This is a genomic window from Janthinobacterium sp. BJB446, from assembly GCF_002735655.1.
Lineage (GTDB): Bacteria > Pseudomonadota > Gammaproteobacteria > Burkholderiales > Burkholderiaceae_D > Janthinobacterium > Janthinobacterium lividum.
The window spans coordinates 255,275-271,727 of record NZ_PDZK01000003.1 but is presented as its reverse complement, the minus strand read 5'-3'; the positions used below and the strand labels follow the sequence as shown (position 1 = coordinate 271,727).

The following is a 16,453-nucleotide window of genomic DNA, read 5'->3' as shown; positions in this document are numbered from 1 at the left end:
TGATTGTTAATAAAGGAGTTTTTGTGCGTCGTGAATGGTATTGAAATTGGCCTTGTTTAATGCCAATTTTTTCAGACTGGTCTGTGCCGCGCGCTGCAGTATTGCTTGGCAAGGGACGCCATGAAGAGTAAAGTCCGCCTTTTACACCTGAGTTGGAAGAGCATGATGAACGACAAGGCAGCAAAGAGCGAGTACTGGGACGACTGGCAGCAAGAGGCGCTGGCCGCCGGCGTGTCGGCGCCGCTGGCCGCGCTGGGCATGGAAATGATGCGCACGCACCGCAAGAATCGCTGGCCGAAGGATTTCCTGGGCCGCGAAAGCGATGGCCCGGTCATGATCGAAATGTGCCTGGAAGACGAGGCGGAAACGGAATTGTTCTTTATCGAGAACCTGTATCCCTACGATGCGGCGCTGATCGAAAAGACGCGCCGCCGCCTGTGCCTGCACTGATAGTGCGCTGACGTGTGAATGGAACGGCCGCCTTGCGCGGCCGTTTTCACGTCAGGTACTGAATTTTTCGCTGCTGGGGCGCGCGCGCATGCGCAGGCTCAGCAGCAAGATGGCGACCAGCAGCAGCGAATGGGTGCCCGGTTCATGCGGGCCAGAGGCGTGCCGGCTGGCGTTCGGTGACTGGAAGCTGGCCAACTGCATGGCCAGGGTGGCGGGCGCTGCCTGGTAGGCGGCCACTTGAATCGGCGGCGTGTCTGCCGCATGCATGTTGCCAGCGGCCCAGAGTGACAGGGCCGCGCCCAGCAAGATCATCTTTCTCATCATATTGTCTGTTTCCGCCGAGGGCTGTAAGTCGATGACACATGGTCCCGCCGTATGCCGGCCCATGTCCTGTCCCCAGTTGGTATGCTTTCCGGCGCTGCTCATGCCGCACCGAAATGATATCTATTTATAAATTTCGTGTATTAAAACATAATAAAATAGAAATGCAAACGTCTTTTTGCAAATAAGTGCATGCGCTGCCTGTGCTTGCCGGGCGGGATTCATTGCATGGGGGAAATGACGTGGCATTTTCATGGGGGAGTGTCATAATGGCCCAGGCATTTCCGCCCAGGCATGGAGTAGATGATGAGCAAGGCACAGGACAGCAAGAAGGAAGCCAAGAAGGAACCGGCCAAGACCATGAAGGAAAAGAAGGAAGCCAAGAAGGTCAAGAAAGAAGAGCGCAAGCACTGATCATGCGCGTGCACCGTGCATTGATGCGCCCGTGGCGTGCGCCGGCCCTGCTGGCGGCGTTCGCCTTGCTGGCCATTGGCGTGCCCGTGTCCGGCGTGCTGGCGCAGCAAAAGCCGCCGCCGTCCACGTTCGGGCAAGTGGTGGGCAATGCCGTGCTGTGCATCGACCAGATCGACAACAAGGCCTTCTATGCCTATTTGCTGACGGCCTTCGGCCCGGCCTACAAGCATGAAGGGGGCGCCTACTGGTTCCGCACGGACGCCACCTTGTGGGGCGCGCCGATTACCGACGTGATCGTCAGCGACGACACCAGCCCCCTCGTCTTCATGGGCGTTGTGGCGGACTCGACGCCGGAAAAGCTGGAACCCGCCATCCGCGGCGCCTCGGGCCTGCGTTTCAATAAACTCGACAATTCCGCCTTTCCTGTCCGTGGTTCCGTGCCTGGCAGTAAAATCGTCTACTTCCGTAGCAAGGCGAAAGTGTATTGCGCCAAATACAAGCCGTTGCCGCCCGCCCGCACCCGATGAGGGATTCGGCTTGGCGCCGCGCATTTTGATCGTTTCATCCGCAGGGTCTCCATGTACACGCATTATTTCCAGCTCAAGCAATCGCCGTTCTCGATCGCCCCCGATCCGCGCTACCTGTTCATGAGCGAACGCCACCGCGAAGCGCTGGCGCACCTGCTGTATGGCGTGGGCAGCGGCGGCGGCTTCGTGCTGCTGACGGGAGAAATCGGCGCCGGCAAGACCACCGTGTGCCGTTGCTTCATGGAGCAGATTCCGGAAAACTGCCAGCTCGCGTATATCTTCAATCCGAAACTGTCCGTCGAGGAATTGCTGCTGTCGATCTGCGAGGAATTCCGCATCGCCGTGGCGCCCGGCGTGGCCAGCGTGAAAGGCTATGTTGACGCCATCAATGCGCACCTGCTGGCCAGCCATGCGCAGGGCAAGAACAATGTGCTGATCATCGACGAGGCGCAAAACCTGTCCGCCGCCGTGCTGGAGCAGTTGCGTTTGCTGACCAACCTGGAGACGAGCGAGCGCAAGCTGCTGCAGATCATCCTCATCGGCCAGCCGGAATTGCGCGCCATGCTGGCCCGGCCGGAACTGGAGCAGCTGGCGCAGCGCGTGATCGCCCGCTATCACCTGGGGTCGCTGACGGCGGACGAGACGGCCAATTATATCCGCCACCGCCTGGCCGTGGCGGGTAGCACGGCGCAGACGCCGTTCGCGCCACGCCTGATGGCGCCCATCCATGCCATGAGTCACGGCGTGCCGCGCCGCATCAACCTGCTGTGCGACCGCGCGTTGCTGGGCGCCTACGTGGAAAACCAGCCGCAGGTGACGCGCCAGATCCTGCGCCGTGCCGCCGAGGAAGTGTTTGCGGAAGAGGGCAAGCCGGCTGCCGGACGGGGCCTGCGCTGGGTCCACGTGACGGGCGGCGTGCTGGTCGGCGCCGTGGTCACGGCCGCGCTGGCCTGGCATTTCATGCCGCGCCCGTCCGCTGTGCCCGCTGTACCTGCCGTGGCAGCCTCTGCGCCGGCCGCATCCAGCGTGGTGGTTGCCGCAGCATCCGCATCCGCGCCCGCGCCCGTCAGCGTGCCGGACCGCAACGCCGTGCTGCGCCAGCTGGCCAGCCTGTGGGGCGAGCAGTTACCGGTCGGCGACGCTTGCCAGGCGGGCGCCCGCGCCGGCCTGCGCTGCCTGCACAGCCGGGGCGGCATCGCCGAACTGCGCGTGCTGGACCGTCCCGCCATGCTGGCCTTGCGCGGTGCGGAGGGTGTGGAACAGCTGGCGCTGCTGACGCGCTTGCAGGACGAGACCGCCACACTGATGCTCGATGGCAAACAGCAAAGCCTGCCGCTGGCCCAGTTGGCGCAGCGCAGCGATGGCAGTTTCACGACCTTCTGGCGCGCCCCGCGCAACTGGCGCGACGAAGTGCCGCTGGGCGCCCGCGGCGCCGACGTGGACTGGCTGGCGCAGCGCCTGGCGCAACAGCAGGGCTTGCCGGCGCCGGCCGCCAATCTGCCGCTTGATGCCGAGATGCAAGGCCTGTTGCGTGCCTTCCAGCAGCGCCAGAACCTGCGGGCCGATGGCCTGGCAGGCCCGAAAACATTCATACGCCTGATGCAGCTGGGTGACAATTCGGAGCCGCGCCTGAGCAGCGCAGCTCCTGCCGTGGCGGCGCCCGCTGCGACGGCGCTGGTGGCGGGGAAATAAGATGTCCTACATACTTGAAGCACTGAAAAAATCGCAAGCCGAGCGCCAGCTGGGCGAGTTGCCGTCGATCCACGCACCGCAGGTGCAGCTGCACGACACCGCTGCGTCCGGCGTGGCGCGGCGCGCGCCCGTCTGGCTGGCGCTGGGCGGCGTGACGGTGGCCGTGGCTGCCGCACTGCTGCTGTGGCAGCCTTGGCAGGCAGCGGCCAACGTGCCTGCGGCGATTCCTGTCGTTCCAGCCGTGCTGGCCCAGTCCGTGCCCGCGCCGGTGCCGGCAGCGCCGCCACCAGCGGCTCCCGCGCTTGCGCCAGTTCCCGTCGCGCAAGTCCCCCCCGTGCCGGCGGCGGTCACCGCCGCCCCCGTGCACCATGCCAGACCTGTGCCGGAGCCGAAACAAGAGTCGCCAGGGGAGGCGGCTCCGCCTGTCTCCGCTCCCGCTGCGGCGCCGGCCATGCCCGCGCCCGCGCCTTCAGCCGAAGAGACCGTACCCGGCATGCGCGACTTGCCAGAGCCGATACAGCGGCAAATCCCCCCGGTCGCCATCGGCGGCTATATCTACTCGAAGAATCCGGCCGACCGCCTGTTGTTGATCGACAAGGTACTGCGCCACGAAGGCGAGGAGCTGGCGCCCGGCCTGGTGCTGGAAAAGTTGCAGCCGAAGGCAGCCATCTTCAGTTTCAAGGGCTACCGCTACCGCGTGCCGTATTGAGCTGTTGCGCATCAAGACCGGACCGCCAACGCTGAACCATACTGGCCAGGCCTGGTCGAACCAGGGTCGCTGCGACCGTGTGCGCGGCCGGGGGAGTTCCGATGATTGCTGCCGCAGCTGGTGAGGGTGTCCTTGATGTGGGTGTGCCTGGAAACCTGGCGCGCATCGACCATATCGTCGTGCTGATGATGGAAAACCGCTCGTTTGACCACATGGTCGGCTACCTGAGCCTGGAAGGCGGGCGCACCGATATCGATGGCTTGCAGGCCAGCCATGCCAACGTGCATGCGGGCGTGACCTACCCCGTGCACCATTTGCGGCGCACGGCCTTCGGGCCGCAGCAAGATCCGTCGCATACGGGCCTGTCGGTGGCGCAGCAATTGCAAAACAATAACGGCGGCTTTGTCGACGACTATGCGCAAACGCATCCGGGCGACCCCGATATCGACCTGGTGATGGGTTATTACAATGCGGCCGACTTGCCCATGTACGATTTCCTGGCGCAGCAGTTCTGCGTCTGCGACCGCTGCTACAGTTCCGTGCCGGGGGCTACCTGGCCCAACCGCCTGTATGCGCTCAGCGGCAAGGCGGCCGGCAGCAAGGACAGCAAGCGCGTGCCCCTGTATGCGAACAAGTCCTTCGTGCGCCACCTCGAGCGTGCCCAGGTCAGCTGGAAATTTTATTCTGCCTGGAAGCCCTGGAGCCTGGCGCTGACGGACGACCATTACCGCTCGTCCGAATGGTACGAACCGTTCGGCTCCAGCGCGCGCCGCTATGGCTTCATCGGCGATGCGCTGGCGGGTGCCTTGCCCTCGGTCAGCTGGATCGATCCGCATTTCTTTGAGAATGACGACCATCCGCCGGCCGATATCCGCGCCGGCCAGGCGCTCGTGGCGCAGGTCTACCAGGCCCTGTCGCGCGGTCCCGACTGGGCGCGCACCTTGCTGATCCTCAGCTATGACGAACACGGCGGCTTTTTCGACCATGTGCCGCCTGGCCCCGCCATCGACGACGACCCCGCGTTTCGCCGCTACGGTGTGCGCGTGCCCATGCTGCTGGTGTCGCCGCTGATCGCGCCGGGCAGCGTCAGCCACGAAGTGGTCGACCACACGTCGATCGTCAAGACCATCCTGCAGCGCTTTTGCCGCGCCGCCGATGGCTCCTTGCCCCAGATGGGCGCGCGCGTGGCGGCCGCCAGTGGTCTGGGGAACGTGCTGACCCTGGCGCAGCCGCGCACGGCGCCTGCCGTGCCCGCCGTCGTGCTGGCGCAGCGCGCCGCATGGGAGGCGGATGTGCGGGCGCAGGATTTCATGCCGCTGGCGCCCGCCTGCCCGTCTGATGGCGAGGTGGCCGCCGCTGCCGCTGCCCCGTCTCAATCCGATGCCGAGGCGGGCGCGATCGCCGCCCACCGGCAATTGGCGCGCATGGCCAGGAATGCGCAGGCGGTGAAAAATCAAACGGCGAATAAAACGGCGGGCAGGACGGCGGACAGGCGCCGGCGGCAGGGCGGCAAGCCGGCGTCCGCCGGCGCCGGGAATGGCGGGAAATCCACAGGCGCTTGACCTGGGCGATGAGGCGGGCAATGCGCGGCGCCTGCGCCAGGCGGTGGCGCCCGTGGGGCTGCGTATAATCATTCCTTCTCAATCAAGGAGTGACCATGCACGATGCGATGCCCGCACACCCGGTACTTGGTGTGATCGGCCGTTCCGGTAGCGGCAAGACGACCCTGCTGGAATTTGTGGTGAAGGAACTGGCGGCGCGCGGCTTGCGCGTCAACCTGGTCAAGCACAGCCACCATGACCTGGCGCTGGAGCCGCCGCAAAAGGACAGCGCCCGCCTGCGCCTGGCCGGTGCGGCGGAAGTGCTGGTGGCGTCGCCGTACCGCTTTGCCATCGTGCATGAGCTGCGCGGCGCGCCGGAACCGAGCCTGGCGCAGCAATTGTCCCGCATGGGGCCGGCAGATCTGACCCTGGTCGAAGGTTTCAAGACGGACCCCATCCCCAAGCTGGAAGTGTTCCGCCCGGAAGTGGGGCAAGCGCCCCTGTATCCGCACGATCCGCATGTGGTCGCCGTCGCGTCCGACAGCCCGGCGCCGGCCGATTTGCGCGAGGGCGTAGCATGGCTGGACTTGAATGCGCGCGAGCACGTGCTGGCCTGGCTGCTGCACAGACTGGAAAAATAAGCTAAAGGTTTGCCGGCGGCATCCGTTAACAAGGGTAGAACCTCATTGGAGAAACGTATGGACGTCGGAAGCATTGCTCAACTGTCAACCACGATGGCGGAGACAGGCACGCGGCAAGCCGTCGGCTTGACTGTCCTCAAAAAAGCCCAGGATATCCAAAGCTCGACCGCCACGGCCTTGCTGGCAGCGCTGCCACCGGTACAGTCGGCGCCGAGCCTGCCGGCCCACCTCGGTAACCGCATCAACACGACAGCCTGAGCGCAGTCCCGCGGCGCCAGTCTGGCGCTCGCCATCGCTATGCCCACACCACCGTCATTGACGGTGGCGAGTGGGCGTTTTTGTCTGTCTTCCTGCCTTCCCTTCCTTCCTGTAAAATTGACTAATTGACCATGGTTCGCCATGGCGCGGCCGATTCAGTAAAATGATGTCCACCACCTCGCGTTGCCCATGGCGCAGCCCGGGGCGCGCCATCACTTTGACCCATGCAAGAGGAATCACCATGAACAAACGTCAAGCTCTCATCGCTGCCGCCCTCGCGGGCATCTGCGTCGGCACCACCATCAACGCGGCCGCACACGATAGTCCCGCCCCTGGCGACAAGGAAAAATGCTATGGCGTGGCCAAGGCGGGGCAGAACGATTGCGCCTCGTCCGATGGCGCGCATTCCTGCGCCGGCCAGGCGGAAGCGGACAACCTGCCCACGGAATGGACGTATGTTGCCAAGGGCACGTGCGAACAGGCGGGCGGTTCCGTCAAGCCCATCAAGGCCGGCAAGGCTGCCAAGCCGGCCACGCAACCGTAAGCGTCCGCCGCCTGCCCATGCCGCCGACCATCCAGGCCCTTGCCGGCGTCGGCCTGCGCGCCGTGCACTACCGCGACTTCCTGGCGCGCCGGCCCAAGGTGGGCTGGCTGGAAGTACACACTGAAAATTATCTGCAGCCGTCGGGCTGGGATCATCATGTGCTGCAGACCCTGCGCCAGGATTACCCGATCAGCCTGCATGGCGTGGGCCTGGGCCTGGGTTCCGCGCGCGGTTTTTCCGAGGCGCACCTGCAGCGCGTGCGCGCCGTGGCCGAGCGCATCGAGCCCGCCCTCGTGTCGGAACACCTGTGCTGGGGCGCCGTGGCGCAGCGGCAACTCAACGATCTGTTGCCGCTGGCCTTGAATGGCGCCGCCCTCGATTTGCTGTGCGCCAGAGTGGGGCGGGTGCAGGATGTGCTGAAAAGGCCGATCTTGCTGGAGAATGTCTCCACTTACCTGCGTTTTGCCGACGATGCCATGAGCGAGGCGCAATTCCTGGCGGAACTGGCGCGCCGCAGCGGCTGCGGGCTGCTGCTCGATATCAATAACTTGTATGTGAACCAGTGCAACCACGGCGAAGACGCCTTGACGGCCATGCAGTCCATTGCGCCGGGCAGCGTGGGTGAGCTGCACCTGGGCGGCCACCTGCTGACGCCGCACGCCGTGGTCGATCACCATGGCGCCGCCGTGGCCGATCCCGTCTGGGGCTTGTATGCGGCCGCCTTGCTGCGCTTTGGCGCCGTGCCTACCCTGGTCGAATGGGATACGGATCTACCGCCGCTGGATATCCTGCTGGGCGAGGCGGACAAGGCGCAGGCCATGCTGGCGCGGCATGTGCCGCAGACGCCATGGCAGGGAGCGGCGCTGCCGTCCTCGCCAGCGCCAGTGCCGCTTGACGCGCTGGCGGCTGGCCAGCAAGCGTTTTCCGCAGCCTTGCTGGATACGGCGGCAGCCTTGCCGCCGTTCGCGGGAGACGCGGTGCCACAGCGTTTTTCACTGTACCGCGGCAGCTTGGGCGCCAACTGGCGCCGCACCCTGAGCCAGGTCTACCCCGTCGTGCTGGCGCTGGTGGGGGAGGAATTCTTTGGTGGCCTGGCGCACGCGTATGGCCGGAAGATGCCATCCGATAGCGCTGATTTGAATCAGTTTGGCGCCCGTTTCGCCGATTTTCTCGCTGTGTTCCCGCCCGTGGCGGAGTTGCCCTATCTGCCGGACATGGCGCGCCTGGAATGGGCCTTGCACCTGGCACATTACGCAGCCGATGCGCAGGGCCTGGCGCCAGAGGCGCTGGCCGCCCTGCATCCCGATCAACTGGAAGCGCACTGTTTTACCTTGCATCCCGCTTGCGTTTTGCTGGCGTCCGGCTGGCAGGTGGCGGCCCTATGGCAGGCGCATCAGGATGGTGAAGGGCAGGGGATGTTTCCGCAAGAGATGCAGGTGGCCAGCTACGCGCTGGTATGCCGGACGCGCTGGAAGGCGCAAGTGCTGGTACTGGATGCAGCCGCGCATGCGGCATTGCTGGCCTTGCAGCAGGGGCAGACCTTTGGTGCTGCGCTCGATGCAGCGTTCGAGCTGGATCCGGCATTTGACCTGGCCGCATACTTGCGCCAGTGGCTGGCGAATGCGGTATTGACGACCTGACGGTTTAGTGCGCCTATCAAAACCTACTACGCGTCGTAATTTGCGGTCTGCGATGCTCACTGTACCTTCGTACAGTTGCGCTTCTCAACCACAACTTCCTTCCGCTCGCTACGGTTTTGTCAGGCGTTGTTATTCGAAGGCCCGCAGCACGCGCGCTTCGCCCGTCTGATCGCGGTACAGGGTATTCGCGGCCAGAGTGGCGTCCATCATGCGCGTCACTTGCTCTTCTTCAAAGCGGGCCAGCTCGGCTGTGGCCGCGACGAGGGCCAGTTCCAGCCTGGCGCGCGCCCCCTGGTACAGGCTGCTGGTGTATTTGTCTGTGTTACGCAGCAATTCTTCCGCGTTTTCTATTACCTGGCGCAAGTCGCCGATCAGGCGTTCCTGGCTGCGCGTACCTTGTTCGGGATGGTCCATGGCGCTTCCCTTCTGCAATCGATATTTATCTGGCAATAACGACATGTTGCAGCTTGATCCAGGCAGCCGGCTGGCAGCGGTGATGGCTGGAAGCATGGGGCTGCTTTCGCGCCCCATGCCGGCATCAAGCAGGGCCGACGACCGTGATACGGATATCGCCCACGCTGACGACTTGGCCGGCGCGGATCTTGGCGGTCTTGCGCAATTCCTTCTTGCCATCGACCTTCACCACGCCGCTATCGACCATGACCTTGCCTGCGCCACCGCTGTCGCACAGGCCGACCAGCTTCAACAGCTGGTTCAGCTCGACGAACTCGGATGTTAAATCAAAGCTTACTTTTTGCATTGTATCCCTTATTGCAATGATGTGTTTTAAACACTTGATGACGACCTCAACTAATCCCTAGTTTACCTGAAGCCGCCAGCAATGCAGGGTGCAGCCTCAGCTTTTGTTGGGACGCGTCATCTCCAGGGGCACGATCCAGGCACTGAATTGCTCTTCCGTCACAAAGCCCAGGGCCAGCGCCGCTTCCTTCAGGGTCGTGCCTTCATGCTGGGCCTGCTTGGCGATTTGCGCCGCCTTGTCGTAGCCGATGTGCGGCGCCAGCGCCGTGACCAGCATCAAGGAACGCTCCATCAGTTCGGCGATGCGTTCGCGGTTCGGCGCGATGCCGTGGGCGCAATGCTCGTCGAAGCTGCGCATGCCGTCGCCCAGCAGGCGCGCGCTTTGCAGAAAGTTGTGCGCAATCAAGGGTTTGAAGACATTCAGCTCGAAATTGCCCGAGGCGCCACCCACCGTGATGGCGACGTCGTTGCCGAAGACCTGGCAGCACAGCATGGTCAGCGCTTCGCACTGGGTAGGGTTGACCTTGCCCGGCATGATGGAGCTGCCCGGCTCATTTTCGGGGATGGTGATTTCGCCCAGGCCGGAACGGGGACCGGAGGCCATCCAGCGCACGTCGTTGGCGATTTTCATCAGGGCCGTGGCCAGGGTTTTCAGTGCGCCATGGGCGGCGACGAGGGCATCGTGGGCGGCCAGGGCGGCGAACTTGTTGCTGGCCGTCTCGAACGGCTGGCCCGTCAGGCGCGCCAGCTCGGCCGCGATGCGGCCGGCAAATTCCACGTGGGCATTCAAGCCCGTGCCCACGGCCGTGCCGCCGGCGGCCAGTTGCAGCAGCGGTGGCAACGATGCCGTGATGATGTGCTCGGCAAAGTCCAGCTGTGCCACGTAGCCGGAAAATTCCTGGCCCAGGGTCAACGGCGTCGCATCCTGCAAATGGGTGCGGCCGATCTTGACGATGTCGGTAAATTCTGTGGCTTTCGCATCCAGGGTGGCGCGCAGCTGGCGCAGCGGCGGCAAGACCGTGTTGGCAACGGCCAGGGCGGCGGCCACGTGGATGGCGGTCGGAAAGATATCGTTCGAGGACTGGCCCAGGTTGACGTCGTCGTTCGGGTGCAGCAGACGCTCGGCGCCCCGCAAGCCGCCGATCAGCTCGGAACCGCGGTTGGCCAGCACTTCGTTCATGTTCATATTGCTTTGCGTGCCAGAACCCGTCTGCCAGACGGCCAGCGGGAATTCTGCGTCGTGCTTGCCGGCCAGCACTTCGTCGGCCGCTTGCGTGATGGCCACGGCTTTCTTGCCATCTAGTAATCCCAAGTCCAGGTTGACGTGGGCGGCCGCGCGCTTGACGGTGGCCAGGGCGGCGATCAGTTCGGGCGGCATCTTTTCCGTGGAAATGTGGAAGTGCTCGAGCGAGCGCTGCGTTTGCGCTCCCCACAGCCGGTCGGCGGGTACGTCGATCGGGCCGAAACTGTCGCGTTCGATTCTGCTACTCATGACATCCCTTTCATCGATAGAGGTGGATCGAGTGTACTCCAGGCGCAAAAAAGGCACAGGATGATGCTGTAATGCATCATTTTTACCCTGGCCTATCTATATTTTTGCGTTTTCCTGCCGTTAAAGACAGGCGAGTTCCCCTTATTTATCCTGTTATCAAAGTGATCAGTCCATGCAGAGCAGCAGCCTTCCCCGTTGGTCCCTGATCGCGTGCGCCGCCGCCAGCCTGGCCTTGCCGCCCGTCATGGCGGCCGAACTGGGCGAGATGGCGGTGCTGTCGCATGTGGGCCAGCCTCTGCTGGCCGAAATCGAACTGACGGCCCTGGCACCCGAGGAAGCCAATGGCGTGGCCGTGCGCCTGGCTTCGCCCGATGTGTACCGCGGCGGCGGCATCGGCATGGATCCGGCCCTGCAAACATTGACGATCAGTCCGCTGGAACGCGGCGGGCGCCACTATGTGCGCGTGAGTACCCGGCAAGCGATCCAGGCGGGCCATGTGCATCTGTATTTGTTGCTGGGCAGTGGCAATGGCGCCGTCGTGCGCCTGGGCACCGTGTGGCTGACGGCGGCCCCGCCTGCTGCCGCTGCCGTCAGTGCGCCAGTCCGGCCCGCGATTCCGTTGCCTGCGCCCGTATCCGCACCATTGCCACGGGCTGCGGCCGGCGCGCCGTCGCCCGATGCCGCCGCGCTGGCGGCCCGCGCGCGCGCCGAGGGCCTCGTGCGCCCGGCGCGCGTGTTCGTGCCGCCGCCGGCTGCGCCCGCGCCGGCTGTACCCGCGCTGCGTCCGGCGCCGTTGCGCCGCGCGACGGCGCCCGTCGCCGCCTGCGCGCCGCAGGCCAATGTGGAGCAGGCGCAGGCGTGCGTGGCGCTGGATGAGAAAAACGCGGCTTTGAATGAGAAGCTCGGCGAATTGGAAGGCAAGCTCGGCGCCTTGCAAAAGGCGCTGGCTCAGCCTGCCACCGCTGCCGCTGCCGCCGTCGCTGCGCCTGCTGCCGCGCCGGCCGAGGCACGGGTGCCGCATGCCAAGCCCAAGCCCCTGGTGCCGCCAGCGGGCGAGAAGGCGGCGGGTGGCAATGGCTTGCTGTGGCTCGGCATCGGCACTCTGGTCTTCCTGTTGCTGACGGCGGTCATCGTGTATGTCGCGCGCAAGCGCAAGCAGGCGGCCGGGCCGGGCGCGCCGTCGAAATACTGGGTCTTGCTGCGCAAGCCCTTCAGCCGCAAGAAGAAGGATGTGCCCGTGCTGACGGAAGCGGTGGAAGGCGGGGTAGGGGCCGAGCCGGAACCGGAGCCGTTTTCGCGTTAACGCGATGCAAGGCGGCACGACAATTTGATATAAAAAAAGATATTGAAAAAATACATGGAAACGCTTGCCAATCGCGTTGCTTATTTCTTAAAGATGGTGATATGATTAATTCAGTGGACTTGCTCTACGATAAAACAGCCCCAGCCTGGCGCAGTCACCAACGATAGTGTGGCGCGGCAAACAGGTGTAGCGTTGCATAAACGCCTGGGTCTGGAAGCGGTTTGCGATGCCGACGATGTGCTCGCGAACGCCGGATGCAACCGGCAGCGAGGCGACGCCAGGAGATACCTGGGGCTCGCCTTCCAAATCCCCCCGCCTTGCCTGGTGCCGCAGATGGCGCGCTCCCTGGCACGGAGGCAGACGCAAAAAAAGCACCCGCAGGTGCTTTTGTCGTTTCTGGCGCGGCAAGTTTCTTACATGTGGGCGCGCGAACCTTGCATGGCGCTCGGCAGCTGCGTCATCCACGGTTCCGTGATGCTGCGGATTTCGCGGTCATTTGCCAGGATTTGCTTGAGCAAGTCGATCTTGCGCAGGCGCGAGGCGCCGGCCAGGGCGGGTACCTTGCCTGTCATGGTCGCGCTGGCGGCGCTGGCGCACTGGTTTTCCAGGGTATCCAAGCCATCCCAGTCGCTCGAACGTGCGGCCACGACCATTTTATTGGTCATTCCTGCAATATTTTCATACATCGAGAGAACGTCGTTGGAGGTCATGAGCACACCCGTAACTAGTGAATGGATTACCGCTTGTCTAGATTAACGGCAGCTGCAACGGGAACTTGAGGGTGTTTTTGAAAAAAAATGAAAATAATTTAGATGATTGCTTGCCTGCCGCCGGAATCGCCTCCCAAGCCGCATGCCTGCTGGCGTCGTGGTGACCGGGGAATGTGTTGCGGCGCTTCAAAACGCGTTATGATTTTGCATACTACTGTCGTTACTTTGCCTGAAAGGATCACCATGCGCGTTGTCACTGCTGCCGCTTCCTCTTTCCCTGCTTCCTGGCGCAAGCGCGCCATGGCGCTGGCCCTGTCCGGCATCGCCCTGGCCGGGGGTGTCGTCCACGCGCATGGCCAGGAGGCGGCCGCCAGTCCTGCCGCCGCGATGGCGGCACCCACGGCTGTCTTGCCCGGCGACGATTTCTACGATTACGTGAATGGCGACTGGCTGCGCGGCACGGAGATTCCCGCCGACCGCAGCAGCTGGGGCTCGTTCGCCATCCTCGCCAATGCGACCAACGAGCGCATCATCGCCCTCGTCGAAGGCCTGGCGGCGGCGCCGCAGGCGGATGCATCGGCGCGCCAGGTCAGCGATTTCTACCGTTCCTGGATGGATGAGTCAGCTATCGAAGCGAAAGGCTGGGCGCCGATCAAGCCGCTGCTGAAGAAGATCGATGGCATACGCGACCAGGCAGGGCTGGCCCGCGCGCTGGGCGAGAGCTTGCGCGCCGATGTTGACCCGCTCAATGCCACCAATTTTTATACGGAAAACCTGTTCGGCCTGTGGGTGGCGCAAGATTTGAACGACACCACGCGCAACGTGGCCTATCTGCTGCAAGGTGGACTGGGCTTGCCCGACCGCGCGTTCTACCAGGGGGAAAGCGCCCGCATGCAGGGCTTGCGCGCGGGCTACCAGGCGCATATTGCCGCCATGCTCAAGCAGGCCGGCTACCGCGATGCGCCGGCCCGTGCCGCGCGCGTGTTTGCGCTGGAGCAGCAAATTGCCGCCAGCCACGCCAGCCGCGAAGATTCGGCCGATGTCGCCAAGGGCAATAACGCGTGGCGTGCAGCCGACTTCGCCAGCAAGGCGCCGGGCCTGGACTGGAAGGCCTTCTTCCAGGCGGCGGGCCTGGGCAAGCAGACGGATTTCATCGTTTGGCACCCGACGGCCATGACGGGCAGCGCGGCGCTGGTGGCGAGCGTGCCGTTGGCCACATGGAAGGATTTCCTCGCCTTCCACGCGATCAACCATTTCAGCACGACCTTGCCGAAGGCCGCCGCCGACCAGCGCTTTGCCTTCTACGGCAGCGCCCTGAGCGGCACGCCGCAGCAGTCGCCGCGCAGCAAGCGCGCGCTGGCGGCAACCAACGCGGCCCTCAGCGACGCCGTCGGCAAGCTGTACGTGGAGCGCTATTTCCCGCCTGAATCGAAAGCCCGCGTGCAAGACATGGTGACGAATATCGTCGCCGCCTTCTCGCGTCGCATCGACAAGCTGGACTGGATGGCGCCGGCCACCAAGGCGCAGGCGCAGGAAAAACTCAAGACCCTGTACGTGGGCGTCGGCTATCCGGAACGCTGGGACAACTATGCGGGCTTGCGCGTGGTGCGCGGCGATGCGCTGGGTAATGTGCAGCGGGCGGAACAGTTCCACTACCGGCAGGAGCTGGCCAAGCTGGGCCAGTCGCCTGACCGCAAGGCCTGGGCCATGCCGGCACAGCTGGTCAATGCCGTCAACCTGCCGCTGCAAAATGCGCTGAACTTTCCGGCCGCCATCCTGCAGCCGCCATTCTTCGACCCCCAGGCATCCGATGCGGCCAACTATGGCGGCATCGGCGCCACCATCGGCCACGAGATCAGCCACAGCTTCGATGACCAGGGCGCCCAGTTCGACGCCCAGGGCAAGTTGCGCGACTGGTGGACGCCAGCCGACCTGGCGCATTTCCAGACCGCATCCAAGCAATTGGTGGCGCAGTTCGCGGCCTACAAGCCGTTTCCCGACCTGGCCGTGAATGGCCAGCTGACCCTGAGCGAAAACCTGGCCGACCTGGCCGGCGTGGCGGCCGCGCATGACGCGTTCAGCTTGTCGCAGCAGGGCAAGCCGGCGCAGGCGGATGCGGACCGCGATTTCTTCACGGGTTATGGCGTCAGCTGGCGCAGCAAGGCGCGCGAAGCGGCGGCGCGCCAGCAGATCCTCACGGATGGCCATGCGCCGGCGCAATACCGGGCCGCCACCGTGCGCAACCTCGACGCCTGGTACCCGGCCTTCGACGTCCAGCCGGGGCAGCAGCTGTATCTGGCGCCGGAACAGCGCGTGCGCGTCTGGTAGTTATAAAGCGGTGCCAGCGCGCAGTGCCCTGGCACCGTAAAATGGCGGCACATATCGACAGGACCGCCATGAAGCCAACCCCACCGCAAGACCCCATCCACGCCATCACCGGGCGCACCCTGGCTCATTACGACGCCAGCGCCGAGCAGTTTTTCGAAGGCACGCGCGACCACGACGTCAGCCAGAACATCGCCGCGCTGCTGGGGGCCATCGGCAAGCCGGCACCGCTGGATATTCTCGACCTGGGCTGCGGCCCTGGCCGCGATCTGAAAGCGTTCACGGCCATGGGCCACCATGCCACCGGCGTCGATGGCTGTCCCCGCTTCGTCGAGATGGCGCGCGTCTACAGCGGCTGCACTGTCTGGCAGCAGGATTTCATCGACCTCGATCTGCCCGCCGCGCACTTCGACGGCGTGTTCGCGAATGCCGTGCTGTTCCACGTGCCCAGCGCCGCCTTGCCCGGCGTGCTGCGCGCTTTGTACGCGTGCCTGAAGCACGGTGGCGTGCTGTTCAGCTCGAACCCGCGCGGGCAGAACCAGGAAGGCTGGAATGGCGCGCGCTATGGCAGCTATCACGACGAAGCGACGTGGGCCACCTACGTGCAGGCGGCCGGTTTTACCTTGGTCGAGCAGTACTACCGCCCGCCCGGCTTGCCGCGCGACCAGCAGCCGTGGCTGGCTACCGTCTGGCGCAAGCCTGTGTGATCGCCGATATTGGCGCAAATTGAGCATGTGTTAGGAACCGTACAGAGCCTTTGATCCCCCTTGCGTACTATGGATACATCGACACGCAGCAAGCAGTTTGCAACAGCGTGTGAGCCGCAGTACCGGCCCTTCGGGGCCGGACAACAGATGTACCAACTACAGTGAGGATCCATCATGAACAAAGATCAAGTCGAAGGTAAACTGAAGGAAGTCGGCGGTAAAATCCAGGAAGCCGCTGGCAAAGTCGTCGGCAGCGAAGAACAGCAAGCCAAGGGCCTGGCAAACCAGGTCGAAGGCAAAGTGCAGAAGAAGGTTGGCGATGTGAAAGACGCGGTGGAAACCGTTACGCGCAAACCTTAAGCTGACGCACGCTCAATAAAAAAACCGCCGCCTGTCGCGAGACAGGCGGCGGTTTTTATT

The 16,453-nt window shown here is 64.2% G+C and carries 18 protein-coding genes; 13 read left to right on the top strand and 5 right to left on the bottom strand.

Features of this window, described 5'->3' with window-relative positions:
• Nucleotides 1–162 precede the first annotated feature (162 nt).
• A complete protein-coding gene (locus CSQ92_RS20645) occupies nucleotides 163–450 on the top strand; it encodes a hypothetical protein (protein WP_034759823.1) in 288 nt (95 codons plus the stop codon).
• A 51-nt stretch (nucleotides 451–501) separates the two neighbouring features.
• Here the strand turns inward: CSQ92_RS20645 and CSQ92_RS20640 are convergent, their stop codons facing one another.
• On the bottom strand, nucleotides 502–774 hold the full coding sequence (locus CSQ92_RS20640; RefSeq protein WP_139144179.1) for a hypothetical protein: 273 nt from the start codon (nucleotides 772–774) through the stop codon (nucleotides 502–504).
• Nucleotides 775–1,187: 413 nt separating this feature from the next.
• On the opposite strand from CSQ92_RS20640, the gene CSQ92_RS20635 reads away from it, so the two are divergent.
• From CSQ92_RS20635 to bufB, 8 genes are all read left to right on the top strand, one after another.
• Entirely contained in the window at nucleotides 1,188–1,712 is a 525-nt protein-coding gene (locus tag CSQ92_RS20635; protein ID WP_099395242.1) for a hypothetical protein, read from the top strand.
• 51 nt (nucleotides 1,713–1,763) lie between these two features.
• Nucleotides 1,764–3,404 carry an ExeA family protein gene (locus CSQ92_RS20630; protein WP_099395241.1) on the top strand — a complete coding sequence of 547 codons (1,641 nt, stop codon included), beginning with the start codon at nucleotides 1,764–1,766 and terminating at the stop codon, nucleotides 3,402–3,404.
• Nucleotide 3,405: 1 nt separating this feature from the next.
• Nucleotides 3,406–4,113: a general secretion pathway protein GspB gene (locus CSQ92_RS20625; RefSeq protein WP_099395240.1), complete on the top strand. Its 708-nt coding sequence runs from the start codon at nucleotides 3,406–3,408 to the stop codon at nucleotides 4,111–4,113.
• Nucleotides 4,114–4,214: 101 nt separating this feature from the next.
• The gene (locus CSQ92_RS20620) at nucleotides 4,215–5,675 is read left to right on the top strand and encodes an alkaline phosphatase family protein (RefSeq protein WP_099395239.1); all 1,461 of its coding nucleotides are present in this window, start codon (nucleotides 4,215–4,217) and stop codon (nucleotides 5,673–5,675) included.
• Nucleotides 5,676–5,770: 95 nt separating this feature from the next.
• Nucleotides 5,771–6,295 carry a molybdopterin-guanine dinucleotide biosynthesis protein B gene (gene mobB, locus CSQ92_RS20615; protein WP_070282542.1) on the top strand — a complete coding sequence of 175 codons (525 nt, stop codon included), beginning with the start codon at nucleotides 5,771–5,773 and terminating at the stop codon, nucleotides 6,293–6,295.
• A gap of 57 nt (nucleotides 6,296–6,352) precedes the next feature.
• Nucleotides 6,353–6,553 (top strand): YjfB family protein, encoded by a 201-nt coding sequence (locus CSQ92_RS20610; protein WP_034781856.1) that lies wholly within the window; start codon nucleotides 6,353–6,355, stop codon nucleotides 6,551–6,553.
• A gap of 241 nt (nucleotides 6,554–6,794) precedes the next feature.
• A complete protein-coding gene (locus tag CSQ92_RS20605; RefSeq protein WP_099395238.1) occupies nucleotides 6,795–7,097 on the top strand; it encodes a BufA1 family periplasmic bufferin-type metallophore in 303 nt (100 codons plus the stop codon).
• Between the two features lie 17 nt (nucleotides 7,098–7,114).
• A complete protein-coding gene (bufB, locus tag CSQ92_RS20600; RefSeq protein ID WP_099395237.1) occupies nucleotides 7,115–8,737 on the top strand; it encodes an MNIO family bufferin maturase in 1,623 nt (540 codons plus the stop codon).
• Nucleotides 8,738–8,866: 129 nt separating this feature from the next.
• On the opposite strand, the gene CSQ92_RS20595 is transcribed toward bufB, so the two are convergent.
• From CSQ92_RS20595 to fumC, 3 genes are all read right to left on the bottom strand, one after another.
• Nucleotides 8,867–9,151 (bottom strand): hypothetical protein, encoded by a 285-nt coding sequence (locus CSQ92_RS20595; RefSeq protein WP_034781863.1) that lies wholly within the window; start codon nucleotides 9,149–9,151, stop codon nucleotides 8,867–8,869.
• A gap of 124 nt (nucleotides 9,152–9,275) precedes the next feature.
• A complete protein-coding gene (locus CSQ92_RS20590) occupies nucleotides 9,276–9,497 on the bottom strand; it encodes an RNA-binding S4 domain-containing protein (protein ID WP_034781865.1) in 222 nt (73 codons plus the stop codon).
• Nucleotides 9,498–9,593: 96 nt separating this feature from the next.
• Nucleotides 9,594–10,988 (bottom strand): class II fumarate hydratase, encoded by a 1,395-nt coding sequence (fumC, locus tag CSQ92_RS20585; protein ID WP_099395236.1) that lies wholly within the window; start codon nucleotides 10,986–10,988, stop codon nucleotides 9,594–9,596.
• A 172-nt stretch (nucleotides 10,989–11,160) separates the two neighbouring features.
• Between fumC and CSQ92_RS20580 the strand changes: the two genes are divergently transcribed.
• Nucleotides 11,161–12,291, top strand: coding sequence for a type IV pilus assembly protein FimV (locus CSQ92_RS20580; protein WP_099395235.1), 1,131 nt, complete (start codon nucleotides 11,161–11,163; stop codon nucleotides 12,289–12,291).
• 413 nt (nucleotides 12,292–12,704) lie between these two features.
• Here the strand turns inward: CSQ92_RS20580 and CSQ92_RS20575 are convergent, their stop codons facing one another.
• Nucleotides 12,705–12,956 (bottom strand): flagellar protein FliT, encoded by a 252-nt coding sequence (locus tag CSQ92_RS20575; RefSeq protein ID WP_306532433.1) that lies wholly within the window; start codon nucleotides 12,954–12,956, stop codon nucleotides 12,705–12,707.
• A 288-nt stretch (nucleotides 12,957–13,244) separates the two neighbouring features.
• Between CSQ92_RS20575 and CSQ92_RS20570 the strand changes: the two genes are divergently transcribed.
• The 3 genes from CSQ92_RS20570 (at nucleotide 13,245) to CSQ92_RS20560 (ending at nucleotide 16,393) form a co-directional block, all read left to right on the top strand.
• On the top strand, nucleotides 13,245–15,329 hold the full coding sequence (locus tag CSQ92_RS20570) for a M13 family metallopeptidase (protein ID WP_257219305.1): 2,085 nt from the start codon (nucleotides 13,245–13,247) through the stop codon (nucleotides 15,327–15,329).
• 68 nt (nucleotides 15,330–15,397) lie between these two features.
• Nucleotides 15,398–16,033: a class I SAM-dependent methyltransferase gene (locus CSQ92_RS20565; RefSeq protein WP_099395394.1), complete on the top strand. Its 636-nt coding sequence runs from the start codon at nucleotides 15,398–15,400 to the stop codon at nucleotides 16,031–16,033.
• Between the two features lie 174 nt (nucleotides 16,034–16,207).
• The gene (locus CSQ92_RS20560) at nucleotides 16,208–16,393 is read left to right on the top strand and encodes a CsbD family protein (RefSeq protein WP_034759763.1); all 186 of its coding nucleotides are present in this window, start codon (nucleotides 16,208–16,210) and stop codon (nucleotides 16,391–16,393) included.
• Nucleotides 16,394–16,453: the final 60 nt, after the last annotated feature.